The following is a 26,465-nucleotide window of genomic DNA, read 5'->3' as shown; positions in this document are numbered from 1 at the left end:
GTCAGAACGCTCCCCGCACATCGATCGTCCCAAGCACGCGAACATGCGGCTCGTCGGCAACTTCCTGGAACGACAGCACCGGTAAGTCGGCACGCTCCCGCTCGATCAGCTTGCGCACAAAGCGCCGCACGTCCATCGCCGTAAACAGCACGGCGGGAGTTCCATCGTGCGCATTCACCGCCCCATCGATCGCGCCAAGAATCGCGTCCGTCTGAGCCGGATTCAGGTCGGCATACGAACCGGAGGCCGTTTGCCGAACCGCCGCCCGCACGACGTCTTCGATACCGCGACCGACGTTCCAACCGGTGATGTGTTCGGTGCCCCGGCGAAAGCGACGGGTGATGTGACGGCGCAGACTCAGCCGCACATACTCCGTGAGCATGATCTGGTCTCGCTCCTTAGGGGCCCACTCGATCAGCGCTTCGAACACACGCCGCAAGTCGCGGATCGACACCCCTTCGGCAACCAATCGTTGCAGCACCTCCGCCGTTCGGCTGATCGGTAATTGGCGCTGCAACTCCTTGACGAGTTCACCGTAGCGATCCTCCATTGCGTCCATCAGGAAGCGCGCCTCCTGCACGCCCAGGAAATCGGCAGCATGCGCGTCGATGACCAGCGAGACGCAATGCGCCACGCGCTCAGCACCATCGATCACAGTGCCACCGTTCGCGAGCCACGCCACGCGCTGTGCATCGTCAAGCCAGAAGAGCGTCTGTCCACCGAACGGCAGCGGCGTCTCACGCGGCGCACCACCTTCGAGTGCACGCAACGCGGGGATAGGATGTGTGGCGTCGTAGCGCGCCAGCGCGGCCTCCGGCACCACGTCGATCGTCATCACGCTCTCGTGATAAAGCTGAATGTCCAGTCTGTCGCCCGGCAACGTGGCATCGGTCGTCACCTGCACTTCCGGCATCGGCACGCCGAATTGCTCGAACTTCTGATGCCGCAGGGCATCGATGCGTCCGGACACGGCCGCGATCCCCCCGCACGACTCGGCCAACGTCACGCCGACCCTTGCCAGCAAAGGCTGCGCGCCGGGGCGTCCGGGTTTCGCTGGTGCGCCGTCAGCACCGGCTACGGTGTCGGCTTCCGTGGCGAGCGCGCCGTGCTTTGCACCCCGCTTTATCCACCACGCCGCGCCGCCCGCCAACGCAGCGAGCAGCAGAAAGTAGTGCATAGGAAAGCCGGGAATCAGACCGAACAGCACCAGGACGACGGCCGCCAGCGTCAACGAACGCGGTTGTGCTGCGAGCTGGTCAGTGAGTTCTCGCGCCAGATTGCGTCGCTGCTCTCCGGGGACGCGCGTCACGATAATGCCCGCGGTGACCGAGATCAGCAGTGCGGGAATCTGCGACACGAGCCCATCGCCGATGGAGAGAATGGCGTAGATCGCCGCCGCGTCCCCCGCGCTCATTCCCCGCATGAACACGCCGACGCCGATGCCGCCGAGCAAATTGACCACGATGATGACCAATCCGGCAATCGCGTCGCCCTTGACGAATTTCATCGCGCCATCCATCGCGCCATAAAACTGACTTTCCTTCTGTACGATCCGGCGAAGTCGCTTGGCTTCGGCCGCATCGATCGTGCCCGCACGAAGATCCCCGTCGATGCTCATCTGCTTGCCGGGCATACCGTCGAGCGAAAAACGCGCGCCGACTTCGGCCACCCGCTCCGAGCCTTTCGTGATCACGATGAAGTTGACGATGGTGATGATGAGAAACACGATCATGCCGACGACAATGTTCCCACCTGCAGCAAAGTCGCCGAACGTATACACGATGTCGCCCGCGTCGGCGTGCAGCAGAATCAGTCGGCTGGTACTGATGGTCAGTCCGAGCCGGAACAGCGTCGTCATCAAAAGAACGGAAGGAAACGCAGAGAAGTCCAGAGGCTCGTTGATGTACAGCGCCACCATCAGCAGCAACAGCGAAACGCCCAGATTGAGTGCAATGAGCAGATCCATTACCGACGGGGGCATCGGGATGATGATCATCAGCACGGTCACAAGCAACAACGCCGCCAGGACGATGTCCTGACGTCCCGCTGCCGCCCGCAACCAGATCAACACACGCGTCATTGACGGCCCTCCCGTTGCTGCCCGGCGTCGATCCGTTCGAGCAGGCGGCGCATACGCGCAAGACAGGCAAACCAGTCGACGGCCTGTAAGTTGGCGCTGGATGGCGGCGTCGCAATGAGCATGGGACGGCCCTGCGCAACGCAGGCGCGCACGGGAATGCCGAAACTCCACTCAGGCGCGCACGTTTGCATGATTCGCGGCAGCCAACGCTCCGCGCATGTGACACGATGGAGTAACGTCAGGGCGAGCGTCACCCCCTGCGCTTCGACCTCCGTCATCAGCACGCACGGCACGAGCGCTACGCGCATGCGCGGTTCAATGCGTTGCGGCGGCAACGCCAGTAGTTCGAAGAGGTGTTCGAGCTTGCGCTCAGTCTGAGTATCCATCTGGAGCATTGGGAACACCGGGAGGCTTGCGCATGAAGGAAAACGCTTGCGGTGAGTGGCACGCAGTACGCAACACTCGTAGAGCATTCGAAAATGAGCAGCGACGATGGTCGCGCAATCAGGGTGGCGGCGGCTATCCGGCGCGGACCTGAATTTCTCCGCTCCACACCGCCCGCAACAGACTCACGTTACGAACCTCGCGTAAATCGTTCGTGCCGCTCGTGTCGACACGCCATGCCAACGTCACGGTTCAAAGCAGCATGCGCAAGCGATGTGCCCACCTCACGATATCGGCAACGTTGTGCGCATCAAGCTTGCGCATCATGTTAAGACGGTGCGTCTCCACCGTCTTAACGCTGATCGACAGCAGTTGGGCGATGTCGCGATTGCGTTGCCCTTCCGCTGCGAGTTTGAGCACCTGCCGTTCGCGCAGCGTCAGCAGCCGTTCGGGCAACTCCGCTACACCGGGCTTCGACGTCAGCGGCATGCCCGTCGGGTCGTGAACGATGCCGAACACCGCCGGATCGATGAAACGATCACCTCGCATAACAGCGCTCACTGCGTTGATCAACGTGGCCCGTGAACTACTTTTGAGCACAAAGGCGCCCGCGCCAGCTTCCAGCGATTGCCGCGCGCGTTCGCCGTCGTCGCTCGCCGAATGAACGACGACCCGCAGCTCCGGCCAACGCTGAACGCATTGACGGATGACATCCACGCCGTCCATACCGGGTAGCCCCAGATCCAGCACGATCAACGCGGGACGATGCACCACGCAGGCGCGGTAAACGTCCAGTCCATTGACGACCCTCGCCAGCACGCGCCACCCGAGTTCGTCCTCGATCAGGCGACAAAGCCCGTCGGCCAGCAATTCGTGGTCTTCCACAACGATGACACCGGTACGACCCGTCATTCGCAGCTCCTCAACAGTGAGTCATTAGCATTCATGCGGATTTTTGTTCCATCTCTTTCGACTTCGGGCCAACGGGCACGAATCTTGTGCCTTCGCCTGACTGCACGCATAGGAAGATGCCGCAAATCTCCAGGTTAAGCGGTGACTTCAGGTCTGCGCCGGATGGCGTACGTAACACAGCGCTCGATAATGACCGTCCCTGTTCGCAGTGTCGGGCACTCACCCCAACAGACTTCTATGCGTTTGCCATTTGCGCTCTCCGCGCTCGACTGGATTGCTCCATGCGACGTTCAAGGCGCGCGCATCGTGCTCGATATCGACGGCCACCCAGGCTGGACCTGTCCCGCAGCCGGCGGCTACTGTGTCGCAACCGCAGTGAATCCGCGAGCACGCCATTCGTTGCGCACCCCCGGACGCCCGGACGACATCGACGACATCGACGACTCGGCACGCTCGCGCTGGCTGGCGCGCAGTTCGCTCGTGCTGGCCGGGCAGCCGGCGTTGCGCGACGACAGTCTGTGCGTGGCGAACGACGTCGTCTGGTGGGTACATCGATTCGACGCGCACGCCTCACCAGCGCAGGTGGAGGCGCAACTCCGTCGTCAACTGCTTGCAGGCGAAATGCTTGCCTCTCAAATGCTCTCGTCCCAATACGCGCTCACGCAGAACACGCCCGCCGGCGTCGCCCGGCGATTGCAAGTCGTTCGCCACAGGTGATCATGCGTTGCCGTCTCCTGTGTCGCGCATTGCGACATCTCCTACCCCTGACCTTGCTGGTCGCCGTGCTGACGATAGTCCCGGCGAGCGCTGCGTTGTTGAGCGCGTACGGCTCGACAGGCGACAAATCGGGCAACGGGACGTCGCCCGTCTGGCGCGGCGGGCCATTCGCTTTTCAAAGCGCCGGAACGCCGCTTGCGGAGTTGCTACGCGACTTCGGTGCGCATCACGGCATACCGACGGTCGTCAGCGCACAGGTCGACGACCGCTTCATCGGCATGCTCCCCCCAGGTGCCGCACAGACGACACTCGACACACTGGCTGAACGTTATCGGCTTTCGTGGTACTTCAACGGCCAGACGCTCAACATCTATAAGGCCAGCGAAGCCACGCGCCGTGTGTTGCCGCTGCGTTACGCGTCGCCTCGCGACCTCCTCTCGCATCTGCGCGACGTCGGCGTCCTCCACCCGCGACACTGCGTGGCACGGGCGATTCCGGCGACACACGCACTCGAAATCGCGGGCGTTCCGGCATGCCTCGAAACGGTTTCCATGCTGGCCGACTACGTCGAACGAGACGCGCGCGATCAACAGGCGAGCGAGGAGACCATCAAGATATTTCCCCTGAAATTCGCGACGGCGGACGACACAAGGTACTTTTATCGCGGGCAGGAAGTGGTCGTGCCGGGCGTAGTCAGCGTACTAAAGGATCTGATTCAAGGGGCAGGGCCGCTGATCGCCACGTCCTCGACTACGGACACGACCGGTGCGATCACCCGTTCCCGAACGTCGACCGATGTCGGGATCGCCCCCCCATCGCCGACCGGGACACCGCGTTTTTCCGCCGACCCACGTCGCAATGCCGTCATCGTGCGAGAGCGCCGCCGCAACATTCCCATCTACGGCGATCTCATCGCGCAACTCGACGTGCGCCCTCGTCTGGTCGACATATCGGTCGCCATCATCGATGTGAATGCCAGCGATATCGCCGAGCTTGGCGTCGACATCTCCGGCAGCGCCCGGCTCGGCGGCTTCGGAACCGTCTCGCTCAATGGGCCGTCCAGCGACGGCGACGCGGGCACGTTCACCACGCTGGTCGGCGATACCAATAAGTTCATGCTCAATCTGAGCGCCCTTGAGCGAAACTCCAAAGCACGCGTGCTATCACGGCCGTCTATCGTCACGCTGGACAACATGCAGGCGGTGCTGGATCGCAGCGTGACCTTTTACACGAAGGTCTCTGGCGAGAAGGTGGCGAAGCTGGAGAGTGTGACGTCGGGGTCGCTTCTGCGCGTCACGCCGCGCCTCGTGCCGAGCGAGCCGACGGGCAGCGCGGTCGACGAAAGTCCCGGACATGGGGGCATCGGCAGTGAACAGGTCATGCTCACCCTGAACATCGAAGACGGCGGTGAAGTTCGCAGCGACCGCAATTTGCGGAACGAGGTGCCGACCATACGCAACTCGTCGATCTCCACACACGCGACGCTTCAAGCCGGACAGTCGCTACTACTCGGCGGATTCGTGCAAGACGCGCAACACGAACATGAACGCAAGATCCCGTTGCTCGGCGACCTGCCGCTCGTCGGTCGTCTGTTCAGCTCCACGAGCAATCGCAACGACAGCGTCATGCGCTTGTTTCTCATCAAGGCCGAGCCTGCGGCCGTATTGCCGAACGCCTGACGATGCCAACCCTAACGCTCCTCGACGGCCCACTCGCCGGGCGTCCCATGCCGCTTCCGGCCGGACCGCTCACCATCGGAAGTGGCGAGGCCGACATTGCGATGACGCTCGACGACGAAGTCGACGTCACCCTGCATGTCGAGGAAGATCGCGTCAGTTTGATCTCGCACACTCCCGTCTGGGTCGACGGCATGCCGGTCACGGCGACCGACGACGCGTCCGACGCCCGCCCACTTCCCCTTCATACCGTGATCGATCTTGCGGGCCTCGGCGTGTGGCTCGGCGACGACACCCAGCCGTTACCCACGCCACTGCCGAAGCGTCCCGCGCGCTGCCTCCCTCCGTCCACAACGGTGGAAGCCGCAGACGTTCCGGACGTTGCCGCCTCAAGGGGCACCCCCAGACAACGCCGCTCGCCTGCCGCCTGGCTGGCAATTTCGGGTCTGTCGCTGCTGATGGCTGGCGCGGGTGTCGCTATGTGGCGCACCGGCACCGCCAACGTCATCTCCCGTCCCCCGCAACCCGATGCGTTCCGGGCGCTGGCCGCCCGCATCGCGCCCAATGTCTCGATCAATACTGCAGGTGACGCCGTGCGGCTGTCGGGCGGTTGTATCGACGACGACACGCGCGCCCGCTTACGTGCCGAAGCACGCTGGCTCGGTAAAGCGTTGAGCGACGACACCTGGTGCACCGCGAATGCCATACAGACGGTGAGCACGCTGCTGCGGCTGCATGGTTTCGTCAATGCACATGTCAACGTGGCTGCAGACGGTGCGATGGTCGTCGGTGGCCCGCTCGTTGCCGATGCCCGTTGGCGCGCTGCGTCGGATGCGCTGGACACACTCGCGTTGCCTCATGGATGGCGCGTGGCGAACGGCACCGCCCATAGCTTCGACCAGTTGGTGAAAACATTGCGCGAGGCAGGTCAACTGCACGGAGTCGACATCTCGCGCGACCGTAACGGGTGGCGGATTACCGGTGCGTTGTCTGACGGACGGCAAGCGTCGCTCAAGGGCCTCGCCAACACGTGGAATCGTTCGGCCGACGCCATGCCGCTACGCATCGACCCCCTGCCGCCGCGCATTCCGACACTGGCCGAGACGGGCTTCTCCGCGCCGCTCGTCAGCATTGGCGGCTCGCCGGGTGCACCGCAGCTCACGCTTGCCGACGGCACCCGTCTTGCGCAGGGCGTCCGCCTGCCTGGCGGCACGCGCATCGTTGCCATTCATGCCGACGGCGTGTCGATCGGTGCCTACGACCGCCTCTTTTACCTTCCCCTGACACCCACTACCCCGGAGACCCAACATGACGATCCGTCTGACCCGCCTTGAAGACGCCCTCGCGGATTCCCCCGGCCCTGTGTCGCGCAATGTCGGGGCGGCACTCGTTGCTGCGCGCGCAACGCTCGAAGGATCGCTTCGCATGCCGCTCCCCCCCGCACAACACGCACAGACGCAATCGCTGATGCAGGCGGTTCAGGCTGCGGAGGCGATTCTCGAAAGCATCGCACGTCGCTACAGCACATCGTATGGAAAACCGACCGCCGCCGGTAACGGCCGTGGCGATCGGCGCAGTCAAAACGCGTAGTCAACGCGATGACGCAGGTCGCGATGGGGGATGCACGATGTCGCGGTAGCAACATGCTCATAAGCGACAACGCGGTTCGCACCACCAAAGTTATCGTCGACCTAACGTGGGAACCTTCGCTATCGCTCCCCGGTCGCGTGGCACGCACTTCCGATCATGTCGAACGATTCATGTCGAACGATGTTTGACGCCGACATGGGGCGCGTCATCAATGCCGTCCCACCCTCCACGTTCACTTCCACGCCCACCATGCCCAGTTACGATTTAGCGCAAACTCTCGTCGAAGCCCTGAAGCTGATCGGTTGCGACCCCAGCAAGATCGACGCCGTCGACAATCATTCGCCCATCGAGCTAACGTTCAACGCTTCGCCGAGCATCATTGTGGAAACGCTGGACAATCAGGTGTGCAGCATTCATGCCGTCGTGGCGACGGACGAAGCCGCCCGGCTGCATCGAGCCAACAGCGAGCGGTTGCTTCAGTTTCTGATCGAACCCGCCGATTGGGCCGTCACCGGGCATGTTCAGCTACGCGAAAGCGACAACCGTCTGATTCTTCACGCGCAAGTCAAAGACGACGCCGCCGCAGAAGCGGAGCCGTTCGCCCAGGCGCTCACCGATTTCTACGACCGCATCAAGCTCTGCCGCGAGCATCTGCGCGCCTGACAGACGGCATCGATACGTCCGGCATCCCCGCTCGTCACCTTCCATCCCGCTTCGGCGCATGTATCATGTGCCGCCGGATGGACCTCCGCTCAAACGTCAGTGGTTCGTCGCATCGGCCTCGTGCGCAATCTCCGTTCGCCAGACACTCAGTGCTTCTTCGAGCGTTTCGCGTTGCGTCTCGTCCCGAAAACATCCGTCATGCGCTGACTTGATGAGTTGAGAAAGCCCTCGCGCGAAGGCGTATCGGACATCGACCGTCGTCAGGCCCAGATACGCGGCGCGTTGCGTCAGCCATTCGGCGCCCGCCCAAGGCTGATCGAGTAACGTCAGCGTCTCCGCGATCATGGTGTCGGTCGCAAACGCACGGCCTCCCGCCTCGCGCATCGCGTTCGCCACGCGTTCGCACATCGATTCCATTGTGAGAAACAACACTACGCGACGGAGATCGTCTACGACGGCCGACAACCGCTGGGTATCGGCGTCGGCGTGCTGCGCGCCCAACTCCAGGCCGAGCGCCTGCATGAGTGCGCGAAGTCGCTCGCGCCGTTGCGAGAAGCGACGGCACTCGTCGAACCATTGTGTCAGCGAGCGTTGCGTTCCTTGCGATTGACGAAACAGTGATTTGAGCTGTTGCATCAGCGCGAGGTCAGGCGACTTTCCGTCGCTGCATTCGAGTGCCGCAAATGCCTCGATGGCCCATGTGTCCGAGGCCGTCAAGGCATCGAACGCGCGCCGCAGTCGCGTGCGCGTTTGCGCATCGAGCCCGTTGTCGGCCAACCACGCAGCAACAACCAGTGCAGCGTGCCCGCCAGACATCTGCGCCTGCCGGATCAGTTGATGAGGATCGGGGACAAACGGCAAATCGCGCAATTGACTACGCAGCCGCTCGAACTGCGCACCGTTCACGCGCGCGAATCGTTGCATCTGCTGTTCGAACAACGCACGCGCGCGTTGCTTGTCGTCTCGGACATCTCGCTCGCCCGTGCGCCTAAAACGAACGCCCAGCGCGAAGCTCAGATTTTCCTGCGACTCGGAGAAAGCTGCCTCCTCGTTCTGTGCAATGGTCGCTTCGATCAGCGCCACATGACCTGGCACGTCCGTCAGCGTTGCGCGAGACGACAGACCGTCGGCTTCAAGCGCCTGCCATTCGCCCGTCGATACGCGCTCAAGCGCCTTGGCTTCCTGCGGCGTACGAACGCTCGGATTGGCAGACGTGGGGAGACGCTCAACCATACGCGACCTCCAGATTCGGCACGGCGCGCAAACGTTTGATGACTGCCGCCAGATCCGCATCGAGATCCAGACACACGGTGACCCACTCGCTTTCGATGCGCGCCTGACGGCCTGAGAGCGTCGCATCCGGCGTACACGCGAGCACAATGTCGGCATCGCGCAATGCGCCCGCGACGGCAGCGTGGTGCGCCGTCGGCACGCGCAGGACGAGGACACCTTCGCGCACGAGACCCGGCAGCGTCTGCCCGACGCGATGCGCGAAGCGCTCGCCGACATCGAGTTTGCCCACGAAGTTGGACAGCGCGCCCGTCATCGCATCGGCGACCCTGCGCTCCAGCGAGCGCACAATCTCGCGTTCCATCGACGCCTCGTCGACAAGCCAGTCCACGGTCTGCGCGACGGCCGCTTGCCGTGCGGCTTCCGCCTGTGTCGCGGCCTCTTGCCTGGCACGCGTCTGCGCCGCTTCCTCCCATGCATTGCGCTGCACCTCCGCGTCCTTTCTCGCCCGCTCGCGCTCCACTTGCGCAGCGTCGCGCTCGGCACGCGCCTCGTTCATCCAACGTTCCCGCCGACTGGCGTCGTCACGCAGCCTGACGATGGCCTCGGTGGAAATCACCGGCCCCGCCGGAGCGGGGCCGTCAATCGTCTCGATGGGGGTCAATGCGTAGTCGATGACATACATAGCATTTTCTCCAGCGCCGCGAGCCGCGGCCAGATATCGTCCATGACCGGATTGCCTCCTGCCGCCGCCGCCGTCAGCCCAGGCGGTGGGAGCAAGATCCGCATAGCCATGTGTACGGTGGCGACGTCGTCGATTGTCGCGACGGGATCGTCTGGCACGCCCGAGGTGTCCGGTGATGTGCGAGCGGTGCAGATTGCGTCAAGCTGCTCACCCGTCGTCGCCATCGCCGCCGTCGCAAGCTCGTCCGCTTCGAACGCACGGTGCGACGGCCACTCCTGCCGCGTGAGGAGCAAACGGTCACATTGCCATGCGTCCAGCCACGGCGAGAGCGCGCGACGAAATGTGCCGAGCAGCAGATAGTCGGGACAGCCCAGCACGCGCAAACCGTAAGCCAGTGCGACGCGGCGCAGATTCGGTATCAGATGCAGCATGACCAGCGCAGCCTCGCTCCGGGCAAGCGTGCAGTTCGTTCGTCCGGCCAGCGGCCATCCGCGTCGTTCGACCAATAACCGGTCGACAGGTGGACGACATGCCGCATGTCTGAGGTAAGGGGCACGCCACCCCGACATCTCGAACGTGGTCCACCATCCGGCATCCATATGCAATCCTGGTTGCCAGATCAGGCGCGCGAGTCGGGCACACGCCGTCACGTCGCTCTCGCCACGCGCTGCCGTAACCGGACGACCCATTCGCCCCGTCGACGCCAGGCCATCGCCCCGGCCGCGGCAAGCACCATCGCTGCCGTCAGTAACATTCCCCATCCCAGCCACGGACGCCAAGCCATCTCGCCTCCCCCGTTCGCTGGCACTGCGACCGCCTCGATGGCCGCCCGAGGCAATCCATAGTCCGCCGGTTGCAGCACGATGCTGATGCGCTCCGGCGATACCCCCGGCACGCTGTCGTGGACCAGACTGCGAATGTCGGTCATGCGTTGCGTCATGTTGATTTCGGGGCTGTACTTCACAAAGACGGCCACGCCCGGCGGCAAGGTCGCACGTCCGGCCGAGTCCGTCGGCACCTGTGCAATGGACACCTCCGCCACCATCACGCCGTCGAGCGCCGCCAGCATGCGCTCCAGCCGTTGCTCCTTGAGATAGATGAGTTTCGCCTGCTCCTGCACCGGCGAACTGACGAGTTGTCCCGGCGGAAATACGTCCTCGACCGATGCCCGTTTCTGGTGTGGCAACCCATGCTGACGAAGCACTTCGACGCCACGCACGAAATCGCTGCGTTCGATCCGGACGGTCATGCCTGTCGTGTCCGCGCGCTTGTCAGCCTGAAGTCCGGAGACCAGCAGCAGCGCGAGCATCTGATTCGCTTCGGTCTCGCTCAGCGCGCGATGCAACTCGACTTTGCAGCCACCGAGCGTCAGCAAGAGCAAGAAGACGAGCAGGATCCGCCCCGATGCGATACCCGCAACGATCGGTACGACGCCTTTCACAACACGGCCGCAACGCGTCATTGCATGTGAACCAGCTTGTTGACGCCCTGCGTCGTGGCACCGGCCGCCTTCGCGACAAACTCCAGCGCCAGCACTCGCTCGGTCATGTCGAGCTGCGTGGCAAGCAGACGCGCCGGATCGTCCAGAGATCGCTCGTCCAACATCACGCGCTGCGCCAGATATTCGGTGTCGCCCGCCAACTTGTTCGCAGCACTCAGCAAATGATGCTCAGGCAACGGCGCAGCGTTCGCCAACGCGAGATTGAATCGCACCGCATCGGCCTTCTCAGCCGTCGAGAATGCGGCAGGGAATGCAGAAGACGGTTTCATCGACGCATCGACGGCCGACGTTTGCGCAACAGCCGCCGAAAGCGCAGGGGATGAGAATGTCGTCATGGCTAAGGGAGAACTTCAGGAAAAGAAGAAGCAAGAGGAGGAGATGGTGCCGATGAGGAAACCGTCGCATCGAGCCAGTGCTGCAACACACGCGCGGCGCTGACGTCTGCCTCGTCCGTCCCACCTTCGGCCGTCAAACGCGCAAGGCAGGCGCTTGCTTGCGCCGTGTCGCCCAGCGCGATGAGCAATGCGGCATGCAGACATTGACGCGCCTGAACCTGAGGCACGAGCAACGGCAACGCTCGCAGAATCGTCCGCGCTTCCGTCTCCAAACCATGTTGCGCCCCGGCCAGCGCCAATTCGACGATTTGCTGCCGGACCGACGCGTCCAGCCACGCCGCCGTGACATCATTGGTTACGGACGACGTCGTCATCATGCAATCTTGGCGATGATGCCCATCACCGTATCCTTGATGAGCTTGATGGCCGCACTGTGCAAGCCGACGCCGGTTGCGAACTGCTGCAGCTTGAACTGGACGTCGAGCATCTTACGGGGATCGTTGACCTCCTGCGTACGCACGGCCTGCGTCGCATCGTCGGACATTCGTCGCACGCCTTCCGACATGCTGCGATGGATTTCCTCGACATTCATAGCACGCCTGCATCGGTCGCTGCGCCGTGTCCCGCGACGAGATCGGCGCGCATGGCAGCATAGGCGTCCGCGCGCGGCATCGCGACACGTCGGCCACCGCGCTGTGGTGGCGTGCCCAGACGAATCTCCGTCGGCGCACAATCGAAGCGCTTGCGAAACGTATCGGTAAAGTGAGCGTGATTGGTGAAGCCGCATTCCAGTGCAATATCGAGCACCTTGTGACGGGTCGAGAGCAGCAGGTCGCGCGCGAGTCGCAGTCGGCGTTCGAGCAACCATTGCTTGGCGGGCATGCCATATGTCTGCTGAAACAGATACCGGAACTTCCTCAGCGGCATCCCGAACTCTTCAGCCAGACGCGCCACCGGCCAGGGTCGATGGAAATTCGCTTCGACGAAGTCGAACAGTGAGTGACTGCCTGCAATCGTCTGGCGCAACATCGCGGAAAAGTAGCGCTGATCGCGGCACAGGCAGTAGACGTAAAAGAAGCGCAGCATCGCCATGCGGTCGACGTTCTGCAACGTCATCGCCACATCGACCATGCTGGGTTCGAGGATCAGCGTGCGCGCTGCCTGCCGGTGGAACACGCCGAGCGGGCGACGGTCGAGCAGATCGACGACGTCCGGATACAGCGCCTGCAAATCGCACGCATGAAAATCGTGCGACACCACTGGCCCTGGGGCATCGATCGTCGCATCCGAACTGGTCGCGGTCATGCTCCCCGCAGGCAACGTGTGCACCAGGCCGTTCACGATGAGTTTGACGTCGTGGCGGCTGATCAGAAATCGCACCGTACTCATAGGCTCCTCCTCTGACGACAATCCGTCGGCGGGATGACAAAGTCGAAGGCCACACGATAGGCGAGTACGCGCGCGAGCATCATCCGGTGGAGACCTTAATGTGAGTCACCACGTCCGGCGCTTTTGGCTTTTGGGAATAAAACTATCGGGAAGCATAAAAAAACCCGACGCCACCACGCGTCGGGTCTGTTTTGCAGCGAGTGCTTCGGATCGCTTTAGCGCGATATCGTCAGGCGACGGCCGCAGGCGAGAAACTGTCGGCTCGCGCCATCGGCCAGTACTTCTCGTAGAGCTGATAGCGGAACTGACCGCGCAGCAAATCGCCCGGCTCCAGATACTTCAGCGATTCGGACATGAGACGAATCTCATTGGACGACACGCGCTTGACGATGTGATGCGCGCGCAGGTCCGACGGATGCGCCAACCCTGCGGCCTGAATCAGTTCCTGCAACGCGTGCAGCGTCTGCGCGTGGAACTGATGCACACGCTGCGCCTTGTCCGGCACCACGAGCGCCCGTTGACGCAACGTATCCTGCGTGGCCACACCGGTAGGACAGCGGTCCGTGTGGCACTTCTGCGACTGGATGCACCCGATGGCGAACATGAAGCCGCGCGCCGAATTACACCAGTCGGCGCCAATGGCGAGCGTGCGTGCAATATCGAACGCCGTCACGATCTTGCCCGACGCGCCAATGCGAATCTTGTCACGCAATCCCGCGCCCACGAGTGTGTTGTGTACCAGCAGCAACCCCTCCTGCAACGGCGCGCCCACGTGGTCGGTGAACTCCAGCGGTGCAGCGCCGGTGCCGCCTTCGGAGCCGTCCACCACGATGAAGTCGGGGAGGATGCCACTTTCGAGCATCGCCTTCACGATGCCGAAGAATTCCCACGGATGACCGATGCAAAGCTTGAAACCCGTCGGTTTGCCGCCTGAGAGCGTGCGCAACCGGTCGACGAATTGCAGCAGACCCAGCGGCGTCGAAAACTCGCTGTGGCGCGACGGCGAGATGCAGTCCTGCCCCATCGGCACGCCGCGCGTTGCGGAGATCTCCGGGGTGATCTTCGCAGCTGGCAACACCCCCCCATGGCCCGGCTTCGCGCCTTGCGAGAGCTTGACTTCGATCATCTTCACCTGCGGCGTGGTGGCCTGCGCGGTGAACTTCTCGGCGTTGAACGTGCCGTCGTCGTTGCGGCACCCGAAGTACCCCGACGCCACTTCCCAGATCAGATCACCACCCTGCTCACGGTGATGCGGCGAGATGGATCCTTCGCCGGTGTCGTGGATGAAATTGCCGAGCTTGGCCCCGCGATTGAGCGCGCGGATGGCGTTGGCCGACAACGCACCGAAGCTCATCGCCGAGACGTTGAAGATTGAGGCCGAATACGGCTGCGCGCGATCCGCGCCGATGGTGATGCGAAAGTCGTGATCCTTCAGGACGGTCGGCGCAAGCGAGTGAGCAATCCACTCGTAGCCGGTCGCCTTGACGTCCAGCTCCGTGCCGAACGGTCGGCTGTCGACGTCCCCTTTGGCGCGCTGATAGACGATGCTGCGCTGAGCGCGCGAGAACGGTGTCTCGGAGGTGTCGTCTTCCACAAAGTACTGACGGATTTCCGGGCGGATGAATTCGAACAGAAACCGGAAGTGTCCCCACAGCGGGTAGTTGCGCAGTACGGCGTGACGCTGCTGAACGACGTCCCAGACCCCGAGGACGACCAACGCGGCAAACGGTATGGGCCAGAGCGGATTCCATCCGTCGACGAGCACCAGCACGAGCGTTGCAACAAGCAACGCCACGGCGATCCAGAGAGCCAGAAATCGGCGCGAAAACATGAAACCTCCTAGGCTTTTGCGGGGGGAGCAGCAAGACGGTCACCGGCACGCTGCCGGGTGTCCCCCGGCGAGCGCCGGTGGCTTCAATGCGTATTGAGGATGATGTGTTTCGATGCTGCGGACTTGACGCCTGCGTCAGCCGCCGCGTCCGTTGCTGCGACAGCAGGTGTCGTGGACGCGATGATGCCACCGCCCAGACACACCTCGCCGTCGTACAGCACGGCGGACTGACCGGGCGTCACGGCCCATTGCGCGTCCGAGAACGACAGCGAGAGGCCACCGGCGTCGGCACGCACGACTTCGCAGGCGGCGTCTGCCTGACGGTAGCGGGTCTTCGCACCGCAGCGCGTGCCTTCGGCCGGTGCTACGCCGGCGACCCACGAGAGGTCCTCGGCATCGAGCGTGCCCGAGAGCAGCCACGGATGATCGTGACCCTGAACGACATACAGCGTGTTGCTGGCCATGTCTTTGCGCGCGACGAACCACGGCTCGCCCGAGCCTTCGCGGCTGCCGCCCAGACCGATCCCCTTGCGCTGCCCCAGCGTGTAGAACGCCAGCCCCACGTGCTCGCCGACGATCGTGCCGTCCGGTGTCTTCATCGGCCCCGGCTTGGTCGGCAGATAGCGATTAAGGAAGTCGCGAAACGGCCGCTCCCCGATGAAGCAGATCCCAGTCGAATCCTTCTTCTTTGCGTTCGGCAGGCCGATCTGCGCGGCGATCTCGCGCACCTTCGTCTTCGGCATTTCGCCGAGCGGGAACATCGTGCGCGAGAGCTGCTGCTGGTTCAGCCGGTGCAGAAAGTAGCTCTGATCTTTGGTGTGATCGAACGCCTTGAGCAGTTCGAAGCGCCCGTCGCGCTCGCGCACACGGGCGTAGTGGCCGGTGGCGATGGTCTCGCCGCCCAGCGCCACGGCGTGATCGAGGAAGGCCTTGAACTTGATCTCGGCGTTGCACAGCACGTCCGGGTTCGGCGTGCGCCCGGCCGAGTATTCGCGCAGGAATTCCGCAAAGACGCGGTCCTTGTACTCGGCGGCGAAGTTCACCGCTTCGACGTCGATGCCGATCAGATCGGCGACCGACACCACGTCGATCCAGTCTTGCCGGGTCGAACAGTATTCGCTGTCGTCATCGTCTTCCCAGTTCTTCATGAACAGACCGACGACGTCGTAGCCTTGTTGTTTGAGCAGCCATGCCGTGACCGACGAATCGACGCCGCCCGACATGCCCACTACTACGCGTTTTTGACTCATGTGTTGCCTTGCCCGCCGGTCAGTGCCGGATGGGTCTGAAGTATGCCGAGGTCGTACCGAACGCCTCGCAGGTAATCGTCCATGCACTGCTCGAGAATGGGCGAGCGGTGCCGTGCCCGCTGCGCGCGCACCTCGTCCGGCGTGAGCCAGAGCGTGCCGACGATGCCGTCGTCGAGCGTACGCGTCGCATCGAACTCGCCCAGCGTGCCGCTGAAGGTGAAGCGCAGATAGGCGATGTCCTCGGGCCCCGGCGCAAGATAGATGCCCAGCAGGTGCTTCGGCTCGAACGTATGCGCGGTCTCTTCCAGCACCTCACGGCGCACGGCGTCGAGGATCGACTCGCCCGGCTCCAGATGACCGGCCGGTTGGTTAATCAGCAGACCGGCACGCTTTTGCTCTTCGACAAACAGAAAACGGCCGTCACGTTCGACGACCGCAGCAACCGTCACGTTGGGCTTCCAGCGTGCATTCATGGCACATCCTTGCGGGACGCGGGGACACGATACCCCGATAAAAGCGACATTTTACCGTCTGGCGGGGTTTGGCGCAGAAGACGGGGCGGTTTCAAGACCGACCGGCCGGTCGGCGAGTCCCATGCAGATCCCGTCACATTCATTACCGATAGTTAATATTGATATGTCATTCCATGCAATAGGCGCATTTGTAATGTTCATGTAAGCTTCCAGCACCAGCAAAGTGCAATGTGCAGTTGCAGTACCGCATCACCGGTTTTTGCAGTAGTTCGAACGCAGTGGTTTGTGCAGGACTAATGTCATCAGCGGCGAAACAGGTAACGCGTCTGCCCCGGCAGCGCGCGCGCTGCGGCTCCTTGGTTTTTGGCCGCTGATGAGATCAGTTCACAAACCCAAGGAGATACGCAATGAAAATCGGCATTCCCGCCGAAACGCTTTCCGGCGAATCCCGTGTCGCGGCCACGCCCGAGACGGTGAAGAAGCTGGTCGCGTCAGGACATCAGATCGTGATCGGCCGCGGTGCAGGAGACGCTGCCAGCGTGCCCGACGCCGCCTTCGAAGCGGCCGGGGCCACCCTCGGCAGCGCGGCTGACGCGCTCGGCGCAGAACTCGTCCTCAAGGTTCGCGCCCCCTCTCCCGAAGAACTCGCCCAGATGTCGCGCGGCAGTGTGGTCGTCGGCATGCTCAATCCGTTCGATGCCGAGAACAACGCACGCATGGCCGCCGCAGGCGTCACCGCCTTCGCGCTCGAAGCCGCGCCGCGCACCACACGTGCGCAAAGCATGGACGTGCTCTCCTCGCAGGCCAACATCGCGGGCTACAAGGCCGTGATGCTCGCCGCGAATCTCTATCAACGCTTCATGCCGATGCTGATGACGGCGGCCGGTACGGTGAAGGCTGCGCGTCTGGTCGTGCTCGGCGCTGGCGTTGCGGGCTTGCAAGCCATCGCGACGGCCAAGCGTCTGGGCGCGGTGATCGAAGCGTCGGACGTGCGTCCGGCCGTGCGTGAGCAGATCGAATCGCTCGGCGCGAAATTCATCGACGTGCCGTTCGAGACCGACGAAGAACGCGAGATCGCCAAGGGCGTGGGCGGCTATGCGCGTCCGATGCCCGCGGCATGGCTCGCTCGTCAGGCACAACTGGTGCACACGCGTCTGACGCAGGCCGACATCGTCATCTCCACCGCCCTGATCCCGGGGCGTGCTGCCCCGACGCTCATCAGCGAAGACACCGTCAAGGCCATGAAGCCCGGCTCGGTGATCATCGATCTGGCCGCCGGACGCGGTGCCAACGGCGGCGGCAACTGCCCGCTGTCGGTCGCCGACGAAGTCGTCAAAGTCCACGGCATCACTATCGCGGGCTACACCAACCTTGCAGGCATGGTGGCTGCGGACGCTTCCGCACTCTACGCACGCAACGTGCTCGACTTCCTCAAGCTGGTGATCGACAAGGAAGGCAAGCTCGTCATCGACACGAACGACGACATCGTCGCCGCCTGTCTGATGTGCCGCGACGGTCAGGTGCTGCGCGCCGCCTGAGAAAAACAAGGGGAACGTTATGGAAATGATCAATCACACGGTGATCAATCTGATCATCTTCGTGCTGGCGGTGTACGTCGGCTATCACGTGGTATGGAACGTCACACCTGCGCTGCATACGCCGCTCATGGCGGTGACGAACGCGATCTCGGCCATCGTGATCGTGGGGGCCATGCTGGCCGCAGGCCTCACCGAAGGCAACCTCGGCAAGACGATGGGTGTTGTGGCGGTGGCGCTCGCAGCGGTGAATGTGTTCGGGGGCTTCCTCGTCACCCAGCGAATGCTGGAGATGTTCAAGAAGAAAGATAAGCCCGCAAAGGCCATCGAGGGGGACAAGCAATGAGCATGAATCTCGTCACGCTGCTGTATCTGGTCGCGTCGATCTGTTTCATTCAGGCACTCAAGGGCCTGTCGAATCCGAAGATGGCGCGACGCGGCAACGCGTTCGGCATGATCGGCATGGCGATTGCGGCCGTTACCACGATTGCGCTGATTTACGAGTTGCGTCGTCTGATGGGGGGCAACTACTCGGGTCTCGCGCTGATCCTCGCGGGTCTGGTGGTCGGCGGCGGCATCGGTGCCTTCGTCGCCCGTAAGGTCGAGATGACGAAGATGCCGGAACTCGTGGCCGCCATGCACTCGCTGATCGGTCTGGCCGCGGTGTGCATCGCTGTTGCGGCCGTCGCTGAGCCTGCGGCATTCGGTATCGTGCCTGCGGGCGAAACCTTCCTGCCGCCGGGCAACCGGATCGAACTGTTCATCGGTACGTTCGTCGGGGCGATCACCTTCTCGGGGTCGGTTATTGCGTTCGGCAAGCTCTCGGGCAAGTACAAGTTCCGTCTGTTCCAGGGCGCGCCGGTGCAGTTCACCGGACAGCATACGATCAATCTGCTGCTCGCCATCGCGATGCTCGGCTTCGGCGTCATCTTCTTCCTGTCGCAAAGCTGGCTGCCGTTCATTCTGATGACGGCCATCGCGTTCGTACTCGGCGTGCTCATCATCATCCCGATTGGCGGTGCGGATATGCCGGTCGTGGTCTCGATGCTGAACTCGTACTCGGGCTGGGCGGCCGCAGGCATCGGCTTCTCGCTGAACAACCCGATGCTGATTATCGCGGGCTCGCTGGTCGGTTCGTCCGGCGCGATTCTGTCGTACATCATGTGCAAGGCGATGAACCGCTCGTTCTTCAACGTGATTCTCGGCGGCTTCGGTGCGACGCCGGGAACGGCCGCAGCGGGGGGCGAACAGCAGCAGCGTCCGGTGAAATCGGGGTCGCCCGACGACGCCGCGTTCCTCATGAGCAACGCCGAATCGCTGGTGATCGTGCCGGGTTACGGTCTGGCAGTCGCCCGCGCGCAGCACGCGCTCAAGGAACTGACCGACAAGCTCTCGGAAAAGGGCGTGAACGTGCGCTACGCGATTCACCCGGTCGCAGGCCGTATGCCGGGTCACATGAACGTGCTGCTGGCCGAAGCCGAAGTCCCGTACGATCAGGTGCTGGAGATGGACGAAATCAACGGCGAATTCGGTCAGACGGACGTGGTGCTGGTGCTCGGTGCGAACGACGTGGTGAACCCCGCCGCGAAGAACGATCCGGGTTCGCCGATCGCAGGCATGCCGATCATCGAGGCTTACAAAGCCAAGACGATCATCGTCAACAAGCGTTCGATGGCCGCCGGTTACGCCGGACTCGATAACGAACTCTTCTATCTCGACAAGACCATGATGGTCTTCGGCGACGCCAAGAAGGTGATCGAAGAGATGGTGAAAGCGGTCGAGTAAGCCGGACCCTTTCGCTGGATCTTTGCACGGGGCTGCACGCCAACATCGGGTGCAGCCCCGCGCTACAATGCGCGCTCGAACCACGCATTAGCGCGCCACCGCGCGCGAAAGAGTCTCGCATCATGACGCTAGGCATCGTCGCTGCCCTTCACGAAGAAATCGCCGATCTGCTCGCGGAGATGGCCCCCGGGGCACACGTCGAACACATCGGCATGCGCGACTATCACGTGGGCAAACTGCACGGCCATGACTGCGTCATCGTGCTCGCCCGCATCGGCAAAGTGGCGGCGGCCGCCACGACGGCTGCGCTGATCCATCGCTTCGACGTTCGGGAAATCGTCTTCACCGGCGTGGCGGGCGGACTCGCGCACGGCTTGTCGGTGGGCGACGTCGTCATCGCCGACACGCTAACGCAGCACGACATGGACGCCAGTCCCCTCTTCCCCCGCTTCGAAATCCCGCTGCTCGGGCGCGCTGCGTTCGATGCCGAAGCCTCACTGCGCGATGCCCTCGCTCAGGCCGCACGCGAGTGGCTTGCCGACGAGATGGCCGCGCAGGTGAGCGCTGCGCTGCGTACCGAATTGCGGATGTCCGCGCCGCGCGTGCACGTCGGACAAATCGCCAGCGGCGACCGCTTCGTTTCCAGCGCCCACGAAGTCACCCTGTTGCGCGGCACGCTGCCGCAAGCCCTCGCCGTCGAAATGGAAGGGGCAGCGGTCGCGCAGGTCTGCCATGAGTACGGCATTCCGTTCGCCGTCATGCGCACGCTGTCCGATGCGGCCGACGACACGGCGCACGTCGACTTCCCGCGCTTTCTGCGCGAGGTCGCGAGTCACTATTCTCACGGCATCCTTCGTCGCTTCCTGTGCGCGCGTTCGGCACCGTCCAACTAAGCGCACCGAACCGTCACTGCCCCGTCCCCGTTTGGACATTCCAGCGGGCGATCTCGATATCGCGTACCGGCTTCCCTCCAGACAATGTCGCCTTGTCCATTGTCCGGAGGAGACATCCGATGAACGTAGACGGTCATCGCGCGCCAGCCACCCCATCTGCGTCCTCAACGCAGGCTGAGCATCCAAGCCCCTCCGTCCTCGAAGCGCTCTATCGGGCGCTCAGTTGGGCGGATGTCGTCAACACCCGGTCACTCAACCCGAAATGCAATCCGACGAAGGCCGCCGTGATGCGCGCCGCCGAACACCCCGACAGCACGTTCGGACGCGAGATTGAGGCGTGCATCGGCAAAACGGTCGTCGGAGAACCGGCACGCACAGCGGAGCAAGTCATCGCGCTTCGTCGGCTGGCTGTCCTGGAAGATCACGAGGTCACGCTGGACGCGCTCAGAGACACCGGGCTGCCAACGGACATCGCCATCGATCTGCTGCGGCGGTTGCTTGTGCGCCCCACCGGCTGGACGCTCTTCGAGCGCATCGCCCACACCCCGACCCTCGAAACATGGGCACAGTCCGTGATCTCGCGCGCACCGGGAACGCATGTTGCAGACGACATCCTGACGCTGCGCATTCTGCAAACCTTCGGACACGACATCGCCGTGCCCTGGTCGTTCGACACGACCAACAAGTGGGTGTATTTCTACAGCGCCGGAGCCGACCCGACGAGCGCCCTCTCGCGGATGATCGACATCGCGACACTGGATCGTCCCCCGTGCTACGCGACCCGCGACGTCTGCCGCAAAGCCTATCAGGCGATCGCGTACTGCCATTACGGCGCGGGCGGGCAAATCTGGCCGCACTGGGAGGCGACGCACGACATCTGGCAGATTCATCCGGACCCGCGCGAACTCGGGATCGTCGACGACATCCTGAGCCATAACGCCATCACTTGCGACACCGAGCGGTGGCTCAGGGACGTCACCGTCGTCGGTGTGCTGGATGTGCGGGACTATTCGCCACGCACCGGCCCCGATTACGAGAGTGACCTGTCCGATCCGGAAAACGTAGCATGCGATCCCCGGCGCCAACGTATCGCGCCGAGCGATCTTCGCGAACGTCGCGCAATGCTCACGACCGTCGCCGCACAGCGACGTGCCGCACAGCGCGCCGCCTTGCCACCACCACCGGCGCCTCCGTTGCAACCGTCGGGCGAGCGCCCCCGCTCCGCGCCGCCTGCGGCCCGTCGCGCCGAGGCGGACGACGGCCGCAACGGCAACCCGGACTGACGCCGTCGTTCGCACAAAGCAAAAGACCGGCCACTGGCCGGTCTTTTTCATGATGCAGAACGCCAAGGCGCTGCCACTTACTCCGCCGTGCCGCGCCCGCTTTCCGTCTTGCCCTCACCCTCGCCGCCGCGCTTGCGCACAGAACCAGCGATCAGATCGAATCGGAACAGGCGGCATTCCAGCGCACCGTTGTACAACGGCGTACGACGCGATTCGCGCAGGCGCATCTGCCCCGGCAGGCTCATGTCGGCCGTGAGCAGAAACGCGCTCCAGCCGGTGAAGCGTTGCTTGAGCACGTCGCCGAAGGCACGGAAGAACTCGGCATCGACGCCGTCCGGCTGATTACGCTGGAAACCACCGCGATTGCCTTGCACGTCCGGCGAATAACCGTCGTCGGCGTCGCGCGGGGCACGGCGGCCGCGCACTTCGATACGTTCGCCGTACGGCGGATTGGCGACGATGATCCCCGGACGATCCACCGGCGGCGACATATCGCGTGCATCCACCTGCTTCAGACCGATGTCACCCACACCGGCGCGTTCCAGATTGGCGCGCGACTTGACCAGCATGTCGCCGGAAATGTCGCTACCGAAGATACTGTCGGGCACGCCACGCACGCGGGCGTCGCGCTGCGCTTCGTCCGCCTGCACCTTGAGCGCCTGCCAGGCGGTGATGTCGTAGCCCTTGAGCTTCTCGAAGCCGAAGCGGCGTCCTGCGCCCGCCGGGACACCCAGCGCGATCTGCGCGGCTTCCGCGAGGAACGTACCGCTGCCGCACATCGGGTCGTACAGCACCATGTCGGCAGCCGTATCGGTACGCCAGCCGGCCAGTCGCAGAATGCCCGCCGCGAGGTTTTCGCGCAGTGGCGCTGCGCCCTTGTCCAGACGCCAGCCGCGCTTGAACAGCGGCTCGCCGGAGGTATCGAGATAGAGCGTGACATCGGTCGCCGTCAGGAAGGCGAACACGCGCACGTCGGGCTGCATCGTGTCGATGTTCGGACGCGCACCGGACTTCTCGCGCAGACGGTCGCACACAGCGTCCTTCACACGCAACGTGACGAATTCGAGGCTGCGCACCGGCGCCTTGATACCGGTGACGTCCACGCGCAGGGTCTGCTGATAGCCGAACCAGTCTTCCCAGCGCTGACGCAGGGCGAATTCGTAGATGTCCTGTTCGGTGCGGTAGCCCTGCTGCGCGACGCGCAGCAGCACGCGGCTCGCGATGCGCGAATGCAGGTTGGCTGCCATGCCTGCGGCCCACGGACCGGCGAAGTGCACACCACCGGGCACCTGTTTGCCCACCGAAATCGGGGCGAGACGCCCCAGTTCTGCCAGTTCGGCGGCAAGCGCCTCTTCCAGTCCACGGGGACAGGGCGCGAAGAATTCGAAGGAAGCCATGTTGGTGCGTACGACCGGCGCGCGAAGCGCCGGCGGAGGGAATAAACCGCTATTGTACGCGCGCCGAACCGGCGGACGTCAGCGGCACGCCGCCGGGGCAGGCGGCAAGCTTGTGAAGCAAGGTTTCGACGATGGCGTCGGGGGAATCGCAGATGTCGACGATCAGCGCATCGCGCGGTTCTTCCAGCGTATTGAACTGGCTTTGCAGCAACGCCGGATCGAAGAAATGCCCCGAGCGCGAGGCCAGACGCTCCCCGATCACCTCGGGCGCGCCCTTCAGGTAGACGAACACGACGTCGCCGTCGTGCTCGCCGAGCACGTCGCGATACCGTGCGCGCAGCGCCGAACACGCGAACACATGATGACGTCCCGCCACCCGGCGTGCGACGATGGCCTCGCGAATCGCCGCAAGCCACGGCGCACGGTCGGCGTCGTTAAGCGCTTCGCCGCGACGCATCTTCTCGATGTTCGCGGCGCTATGAAACGAATCTGCGTCGGAAAACCCGCAGCCCAGCCGGTCGGCAAGCATCTGCCCGACCGTGCTCTTGCCGCTGCCCGATACGCCCATTACCACGACGATCATGGCTCGTCTCCTTGTTCCGTGCCGACCTGTGCCAGCGTGTTACTCGTATTGCTCGCGCCGCTCTGCGCGTGTTCACTGCCTGAGCGGCGCGCTTACCCGTTACAGCGATATTGCCGATTACACCACCGCAGCCAGACCCAGCGTGAGCAGCAGCGCGACGACCGAAATGATCGTCTCGCACACCGTCCACGTCTTGAAGGTCTGCGGCACGGTCATGTTGAAGTACTCCTTGACCAGCCAGAAACCGCCGTCGTTCACATGCGACAGGATCAACGAGCCTGCGCCCGTGGCCAGCACCATCAGTTCCGGCTTGACCGTCGAGCCGGCAGCCATCGCGATCGGAGCGACGATACCGCAGGCGGTCGTCATGGCCACCGTGGCCGAGCCCGTCGCAATACGGATCAGCACCGCCACCAGCCAGCCGAGCAGCAGCGGCGAGAGATGGGCGTTGTTCGCGACGTCGACAATCGCCTTCGACACGCCGCTGTCCATCAGGATACGCCCGAAACCGCCACCGGCACCCACCACCAGCGTGATCGTGGCAATCGGGGCCAGACACTCGTTGGTGAACTTCAGAATCTGATCGCGATTGAAGCCGCGTTGCTTGCCGAACGTGAAGAAGCTCACAAGCGTGGCGATGAGCAGCGCCATCACCGAATTGCCGATCAGGCGCAGGAAGTCGTTCGCAAAGGTCTTCGGTGCGAAGAACAGGTCGGCCCAGCTGCCGACGAGCATCAGAATCACCGGCAACAGAATCGTGAACAGCGTGATGCCGAAGCCCGGCAGCTTGTCCATCGGACGGTCGGCTTCGACGAACTGGGCGAGCAGCGGGTTATCCGGATTGGGCACCACGTGACGCGCCATCAGCTTGGCGAAGAGCGGACCGGCAATCGCAGCCGTCGGAATACCGACGATCAGCGCGTACATGATCGTGTGGCCGATGTCCGCGTTGTAGGCGGTCACAGCCAGCAGCGCCGCCGGATGCGGCGGGATCAGGCCGTGCACGACCGACAGACCCGCGACCATCGGGATGCCCACGAGCACCATCGACGTGCCAGTGCGCTTGGCGACGTTGAACGCAATCGGAATCAGCAGCACGAAACCGACTTCGAAGAACACCGGCAGACCGACGATAAACGCGATCACGACCATCGCCCAATGCACGTTCTTCTCGCCGAAGAAGCCGATGAGTGTGCGCGCAATACGCTCCGCGCCGCCCGACTCGGCCATCATTTTGCCTAGCATCGTGCCAAGCCCCACCACGAGCGCAATGTGCCCCAGCGTGTTGCCCACGCCCGTCTCGAATGCCTTGACGATGCCACCCATCGGCATGCCCACCGCCAGCCCGAGCACGAGCGAGACGACGATCAGCGTGATGAACGGATTCAGTTTGAAACGCGCGATCAGCAGAATCAGCGCGATTACCGCGATAAGCGCGTATACCAGCAGCAAGTTGCCTTGCACCGCGACCATGGGGGGTCTCCTCGTTTGGCTAGATGGGCGGATGCCCGTTGGGCTCGCGCCCGTTTATTGAAATCCTGTTATTCGGTAAAACCGGCGATGTTCCGCCGTCGATGCGAGTGACTACAGTTGCGAGATTCGACGTTGCGCTTTGCGGCACTGGCGCCGCGTCAGGCGCGCGGCAGCGCGCTCGCAGCGCGAGCCAGACGCGTGATGCCGTCCCAGTCCTTCGCGTCGACGAGCGCCTTGGGCGTGAGCCACGAGCCACCCACACACACCACGTTCGGCTGCGCCAGATACGACGGTGCCGACTCCGCGCTGATACCGCCCGTCGGGCAGAAACGCACGTCGCGGAACGGGCCGTACAGCGCCTTGAGCATCGGCACACCGCCCGAGGGTTCAGCCGGGAAGAACTTCACCGTCTCGTAACCGTCGGCGAGCGCCGTCAGAATGTCCGAGGGCGTCACGACACCCGGCAGCAGCGGCAGACCGGCCGCCTTGGCGGCCGCGCCCAGCGCCGGCGTGTAACCGGGCGACACGCCGAAGCGCGCACCGGCGGCCACGGCCTGCGCCATCTCTTCGGGACGCGTGAGCGTGCCCACGCCAACGATCAGTTCGTCCGACAGTCCGGCCACATGGCGGATGACGTCCATCGCCGCCGGCGTCCGCAGTGTGATTTCGAGCACGCGCACGCCGCCTGCGAGCAATGCCCGCGAAACCTGCTCGCCCTGCTCGACGTTATCGAACTGGAGCACCGGAACCACTGGGCCAGCACGAACGATGTCATTGATGTTCATTACGTTTTCCTTGAA

At 63.6% G+C, this 26,465-nt stretch carries 28 protein-coding genes; 10 read left to right on the top strand and 18 right to left on the bottom strand.

From position 1 onward, the window contains the following. Position 1: 1 nt before the first annotated feature. From sctV to NA29_RS04750, 3 genes are all read right to left on the bottom strand, one after another. Positions 2 to 2,080, bottom strand: a complete 2,079-nt coding sequence (gene sctV / locus NA29_RS04760; RefSeq protein WP_039396263.1) for a type III secretion system export apparatus subunit SctV — start codon at positions 2,078 to 2,080, stop codon at positions 2 to 4. After that, a complete protein-coding gene (locus tag NA29_RS04755; RefSeq protein WP_150777678.1) occupies positions 2,077 to 2,466 on the bottom strand; it encodes a hypothetical protein in 390 nt (129 codons plus the stop codon). The genes sctV and NA29_RS04755 overlap by 4 nt, the downstream gene beginning before the upstream one ends. 250 nt (positions 2,467 to 2,716) lie before the next feature. Next, on the bottom strand, positions 2,717 to 3,376 hold the full coding sequence (locus NA29_RS04750; protein WP_039396260.1) for a two component system response regulator: 660 nt from the start codon (positions 3,374 to 3,376) through the stop codon (positions 2,717 to 2,719). A gap of 237 nt (positions 3,377 to 3,613) precedes the next feature. Here NA29_RS04750 and NA29_RS04745 point away from each other — a divergent pair, with 237 nt between their 5' ends. The 5 genes from NA29_RS04745 (at position 3,614) to NA29_RS04725 (ending at position 8,022) form a co-directional block, all read left to right on the top strand. Then, positions 3,614 to 4,093 carry a hypothetical protein gene (locus tag NA29_RS04745; protein WP_039396257.1) on the top strand — a complete coding sequence of 160 codons (480 nt, stop codon included), beginning with the start codon at positions 3,614 to 3,616 and terminating at the stop codon, positions 4,091 to 4,093. 2 nt (positions 4,094 to 4,095) lie between these two features. Next, a complete protein-coding gene (locus NA29_RS04740) occupies positions 4,096 to 5,772 on the top strand; it encodes an EscC/YscC/HrcC family type III secretion system outer membrane ring protein (RefSeq protein WP_084103451.1) in 1,677 nt (558 codons plus the stop codon). Positions 5,773 to 5,774: 2 nt separating this feature from the next. Beyond that, complete coding sequence (sctD, locus tag NA29_RS04735) at positions 5,775 to 7,103, top strand: type III secretion system inner membrane ring subunit SctD (RefSeq protein ID WP_072633199.1); 1,329 nt, start codon at positions 5,775 to 5,777, stop codon at positions 7,101 to 7,103. Beyond that, positions 7,078 to 7,359, top strand: a complete 282-nt coding sequence (locus NA29_RS04730) for an EscE/YscE/SsaE family type III secretion system needle protein co-chaperone (protein WP_039396250.1) — start codon at positions 7,078 to 7,080, stop codon at positions 7,357 to 7,359. Before sctD ends, NA29_RS04730 begins: the two co-directional genes overlap by 26 nt. Before the next feature lie 249 nt (positions 7,360 to 7,608). Beyond that, complete coding sequence (locus NA29_RS04725) at positions 7,609 to 8,022, top strand: InvB/SpaK family type III secretion system chaperone (protein ID WP_157744758.1); 414 nt, start codon at positions 7,609 to 7,611, stop codon at positions 8,020 to 8,022. 96 nt (positions 8,023 to 8,118) lie between these two features. Here NA29_RS04725 and NA29_RS04720 read toward each other — a convergent pair whose 3' ends face one another. The 11 genes from NA29_RS04720 to NA29_RS04670 all read right to left on the bottom strand — a co-directional run bounded on the left by NA29_RS04720 (position 8,119) and on the right by NA29_RS04670 (position 16,716). After that, positions 8,119 to 9,255 (bottom strand): TyeA family type III secretion system gatekeeper subunit, encoded by a 1,137-nt coding sequence (locus NA29_RS04720; protein ID WP_039396245.1) that lies wholly within the window; start codon positions 9,253 to 9,255, stop codon positions 8,119 to 8,121. Beyond that, entirely contained in the window at positions 9,248 to 9,937 is a 690-nt protein-coding gene (locus NA29_RS25995) for a hypothetical protein (protein WP_039396242.1), read from the bottom strand. The genes NA29_RS04720 and NA29_RS25995 overlap by 8 nt, the downstream gene beginning before the upstream one ends. Beyond that, positions 9,913 to 10,626 carry a type III secretion system domain-containing protein gene (locus NA29_RS04710; protein ID WP_052252525.1) on the bottom strand — a complete coding sequence of 238 codons (714 nt, stop codon included), beginning with the start codon at positions 10,624 to 10,626 and terminating at the stop codon, positions 9,913 to 9,915. The genes NA29_RS25995 and NA29_RS04710 overlap by 25 nt, the downstream gene beginning before the upstream one ends. Then, the gene (sctJ, locus tag NA29_RS04705; RefSeq protein WP_231965135.1) at positions 10,584 to 11,378 is read right to left on the bottom strand and encodes a type III secretion system inner membrane ring lipoprotein SctJ; all 795 of its coding nucleotides are present in this window, start codon (positions 11,376 to 11,378) and stop codon (positions 10,584 to 10,586) included. The genes NA29_RS04710 and sctJ overlap by 43 nt, the downstream gene beginning before the upstream one ends. A 17-nt stretch (positions 11,379 to 11,395) precedes the next feature. After that, entirely contained in the window at positions 11,396 to 11,707 is a 312-nt protein-coding gene (gene sctI / locus NA29_RS04700) for a type III secretion system inner rod subunit SctI (RefSeq protein ID WP_157744757.1), read from the bottom strand. Between the two features lie 68 nt (positions 11,708 to 11,775). Beyond that, on the bottom strand, positions 11,776 to 12,150 hold the full coding sequence (locus tag NA29_RS04695; RefSeq protein WP_052252523.1) for a DUF1039 domain-containing protein: 375 nt from the start codon (positions 12,148 to 12,150) through the stop codon (positions 11,776 to 11,778). Beyond that, positions 12,147 to 12,365, bottom strand: a complete 219-nt coding sequence (sctF, locus tag NA29_RS25990) for a type III secretion system needle filament subunit SctF (protein ID WP_039396236.1) — start codon at positions 12,363 to 12,365, stop codon at positions 12,147 to 12,149. Before sctF ends, NA29_RS04695 begins: the two co-directional genes overlap by 4 nt. Continuing rightward, positions 12,362 to 13,162 (bottom strand): helix-turn-helix transcriptional regulator, encoded by an 801-nt coding sequence (locus tag NA29_RS04685; RefSeq protein ID WP_052252522.1) that lies wholly within the window; start codon positions 13,160 to 13,162, stop codon positions 12,362 to 12,364. The genes sctF and NA29_RS04685 overlap by 4 nt, the downstream gene beginning before the upstream one ends. A gap of 229 nt (positions 13,163 to 13,391) precedes the next feature. Further along, positions 13,392 to 14,993 (bottom strand): FMN-binding glutamate synthase family protein, encoded by a 1,602-nt coding sequence (locus NA29_RS04680; protein ID WP_039396233.1) that lies wholly within the window; start codon positions 14,991 to 14,993, stop codon positions 13,392 to 13,394. 83 nt (positions 14,994 to 15,076) lie between these two features. After that, complete coding sequence (mnmA, locus tag NA29_RS04675) at positions 15,077 to 16,243, bottom strand: tRNA 2-thiouridine(34) synthase MnmA (protein ID WP_039396230.1); 1,167 nt, start codon at positions 16,241 to 16,243, stop codon at positions 15,077 to 15,079. Next, positions 16,240 to 16,716: an NUDIX hydrolase gene (locus NA29_RS04670; RefSeq protein ID WP_039396228.1), complete on the bottom strand. Its 477-nt coding sequence runs from the start codon at positions 16,714 to 16,716 to the stop codon at positions 16,240 to 16,242. Before NA29_RS04670 ends, mnmA begins: the two co-directional genes overlap by 4 nt. Before the next feature lie 407 nt (positions 16,717 to 17,123). Between NA29_RS04670 and NA29_RS04665 the strand changes: the two genes are divergently transcribed. The 5 genes from NA29_RS04665 to NA29_RS04645 all read left to right on the top strand — a co-directional run bounded on the left by NA29_RS04665 (position 17,124) and on the right by NA29_RS04645 (position 22,212). Beyond that, positions 17,124 to 18,254: a Re/Si-specific NAD(P)(+) transhydrogenase subunit alpha gene (locus NA29_RS04665; RefSeq protein WP_039396225.1), complete on the top strand. Its 1,131-nt coding sequence runs from the start codon at positions 17,124 to 17,126 to the stop codon at positions 18,252 to 18,254. A gap of 19 nt (positions 18,255 to 18,273) precedes the next feature. Continuing rightward, on the top strand, positions 18,274 to 18,597 hold the full coding sequence (locus NA29_RS04660; RefSeq protein WP_039396221.1) for an NAD(P) transhydrogenase subunit alpha part 2: 324 nt from the start codon (positions 18,274 to 18,276) through the stop codon (positions 18,595 to 18,597). Continuing rightward, entirely contained in the window at positions 18,594 to 20,036 is a 1,443-nt protein-coding gene (locus tag NA29_RS04655) for an NAD(P)(+) transhydrogenase (Re/Si-specific) subunit beta (RefSeq protein WP_039396218.1), read from the top strand. Before NA29_RS04660 ends, NA29_RS04655 begins: the two co-directional genes overlap by 4 nt. 122 nt (positions 20,037 to 20,158) lie before the next feature. Further along, positions 20,159 to 20,929 carry a 5'-methylthioadenosine/adenosylhomocysteine nucleosidase gene (locus NA29_RS04650; protein ID WP_039396215.1) on the top strand — a complete coding sequence of 257 codons (771 nt, stop codon included), beginning with the start codon at positions 20,159 to 20,161 and terminating at the stop codon, positions 20,927 to 20,929. A 119-nt stretch (positions 20,930 to 21,048) separates the two neighbouring features. Next, a complete protein-coding gene (locus tag NA29_RS04645) occupies positions 21,049 to 22,212 on the top strand; it encodes a hypothetical protein (protein ID WP_150777675.1) in 1,164 nt (387 codons plus the stop codon). Between the two features lie 77 nt (positions 22,213 to 22,289). Here NA29_RS04645 and NA29_RS04640 read toward each other — a convergent pair whose 3' ends face one another. The 4 genes from NA29_RS04640 to eda all read right to left on the bottom strand — a co-directional run bounded on the left by NA29_RS04640 (position 22,290) and on the right by eda (position 26,450). Further along, positions 22,290 to 23,609 (bottom strand): THUMP domain-containing class I SAM-dependent RNA methyltransferase, encoded by a 1,320-nt coding sequence (locus NA29_RS04640; RefSeq protein WP_039396209.1) that lies wholly within the window; start codon positions 23,607 to 23,609, stop codon positions 22,290 to 22,292. Between the two features lie 49 nt (positions 23,610 to 23,658). After that, positions 23,659 to 24,192, bottom strand: coding sequence for a gluconokinase (locus NA29_RS04635; RefSeq protein ID WP_039396206.1), 534 nt, complete (start codon positions 24,190 to 24,192; stop codon positions 23,659 to 23,661). Positions 24,193 to 24,309: 117 nt separating this feature from the next. Then, positions 24,310 to 25,665, bottom strand: a complete 1,356-nt coding sequence (locus NA29_RS04630; protein ID WP_039396202.1) for a GntP family permease — start codon at positions 25,663 to 25,665, stop codon at positions 24,310 to 24,312. Between the two features lie 158 nt (positions 25,666 to 25,823). Further along, on the bottom strand, positions 25,824 to 26,450 hold the full coding sequence (gene eda / locus NA29_RS04625) for a bifunctional 4-hydroxy-2-oxoglutarate aldolase/2-dehydro-3-deoxy-phosphogluconate aldolase (protein WP_039396198.1): 627 nt from the start codon (positions 26,448 to 26,450) through the stop codon (positions 25,824 to 25,826). Positions 26,451 to 26,465 lie beyond the last annotated feature (15 nt).

The sequence above is a fragment of the Pandoraea sputorum genome (assembly GCF_000814845.2).
GTDB classification, from domain to species: domain Bacteria; phylum Pseudomonadota; class Gammaproteobacteria; order Burkholderiales; family Burkholderiaceae; genus Pandoraea; species Pandoraea sputorum.
Note: the sequence above shows the minus strand (reverse complement) of the source record. Positions and strands in the feature narration are given on the sequence as shown.

Bases quoted from the DNA above. Each gene is read 5' to 3' on its own strand.
- sctV (WP_039396263.1), bottom strand. From the start codon at position 2,080: ATGACGCGTGTGTTGATCTGGTTGCGGGCGGCAGCGGGACGTCAGGAC.
- NA29_RS04755 (WP_150777678.1), bottom strand. From the start codon at position 2,466: ATGGATACTCAGACTGAGCGCAAGCTCGAACACCTCTTCGAACTACTG.
- NA29_RS04750 (WP_039396260.1), bottom strand. From the start codon at position 3,376: ATGACGGGTCGTACCGGTGTCATCGTTGTGGAAGACCACGAATTGCTG.
- NA29_RS04745 (WP_039396257.1), top strand. From the start codon at position 3,614: ATGCGTTTGCCATTTGCGCTCTCCGCGCTCGACTGGATTGCTCCATGC.
- NA29_RS04740 (WP_084103451.1), top strand. From the start codon at position 4,096: ATGCGTTGCCGTCTCCTGTGTCGCGCATTGCGACATCTCCTACCCCTG.
- sctD (WP_072633199.1), top strand. From the start codon at position 5,775: ATGCCAACCCTAACGCTCCTCGACGGCCCACTCGCCGGGCGTCCCATG.
- NA29_RS04730 (WP_039396250.1), top strand. From the start codon at position 7,078: ATGACGATCCGTCTGACCCGCCTTGAAGACGCCCTCGCGGATTCCCCC.
- NA29_RS04725 (WP_157744758.1), top strand. From the start codon at position 7,609: ATGCCCAGTTACGATTTAGCGCAAACTCTCGTCGAAGCCCTGAAGCTG.
- NA29_RS04720 (WP_039396245.1), bottom strand. From the start codon at position 9,255: ATGGTTGAGCGTCTCCCCACGTCTGCCAATCCGAGCGTTCGTACGCCG.
- NA29_RS25995 (WP_039396242.1), bottom strand. From the start codon at position 9,937: ATGTATGTCATCGACTACGCATTGACCCCCATCGAGACGATTGACGGC.
- NA29_RS04710 (WP_052252525.1), bottom strand. From the start codon at position 10,626: ATGGGTCGTCCGGTTACGGCAGCGCGTGGCGAGAGCGACGTGACGGCG.
- sctI (WP_157744757.1), bottom strand. From the start codon at position 11,707: ATGAAACCGTCTTCTGCATTCCCTGCCGCATTCTCGACGGCTGAGAAG.
- NA29_RS04695 (WP_052252523.1), bottom strand. From the start codon at position 12,150: ATGATGACGACGTCGTCCGTAACCAATGATGTCACGGCGGCGTGGCTG.
- sctF (WP_039396236.1), bottom strand. From the start codon at position 12,365: ATGAATGTCGAGGAAATCCATCGCAGCATGTCGGAAGGCGTGCGACGA.
- NA29_RS04685 (WP_052252522.1), bottom strand. From the start codon at position 13,162: ATGAGTACGGTGCGATTTCTGATCAGCCGCCACGACGTCAAACTCATC.
- NA29_RS04680 (WP_039396233.1), bottom strand. From the start codon at position 14,993: ATGTTTTCGCGCCGATTTCTGGCTCTCTGGATCGCCGTGGCGTTGCTT.
- mnmA (WP_039396230.1), bottom strand. From the start codon at position 16,243: ATGAGTCAAAAACGCGTAGTAGTGGGCATGTCGGGCGGCGTCGATTCG.
- NA29_RS04670 (WP_039396228.1), bottom strand. From the start codon at position 16,716: ATGAATGCACGCTGGAAGCCCAACGTGACGGTTGCTGCGGTCGTCGAA.
- NA29_RS04665 (WP_039396225.1), top strand. From the start codon at position 17,124: ATGAAAATCGGCATTCCCGCCGAAACGCTTTCCGGCGAATCCCGTGTC.
- NA29_RS04660 (WP_039396221.1), top strand. From the start codon at position 18,274: ATGGAAATGATCAATCACACGGTGATCAATCTGATCATCTTCGTGCTG.
- NA29_RS04655 (WP_039396218.1), top strand. From the start codon at position 18,594: ATGAGCATGAATCTCGTCACGCTGCTGTATCTGGTCGCGTCGATCTGT.
- NA29_RS04650 (WP_039396215.1), top strand. From the start codon at position 20,159: ATGACGCTAGGCATCGTCGCTGCCCTTCACGAAGAAATCGCCGATCTG.
- NA29_RS04645 (WP_150777675.1), top strand. From the start codon at position 21,049: ATGAACGTAGACGGTCATCGCGCGCCAGCCACCCCATCTGCGTCCTCA.
- NA29_RS04640 (WP_039396209.1), bottom strand. From the start codon at position 23,609: ATGGCTTCCTTCGAATTCTTCGCGCCCTGTCCCCGTGGACTGGAAGAG.
- NA29_RS04635 (WP_039396206.1), bottom strand. From the start codon at position 24,192: ATGATCGTCGTGGTAATGGGCGTATCGGGCAGCGGCAAGAGCACGGTC.
- NA29_RS04630 (WP_039396202.1), bottom strand. From the start codon at position 25,665: ATGGTCGCGGTGCAAGGCAACTTGCTGCTGGTATACGCGCTTATCGCG.
- eda (WP_039396198.1), bottom strand. From the start codon at position 26,450: ATGAACATCAATGACATCGTTCGTGCTGGCCCAGTGGTTCCGGTGCTC.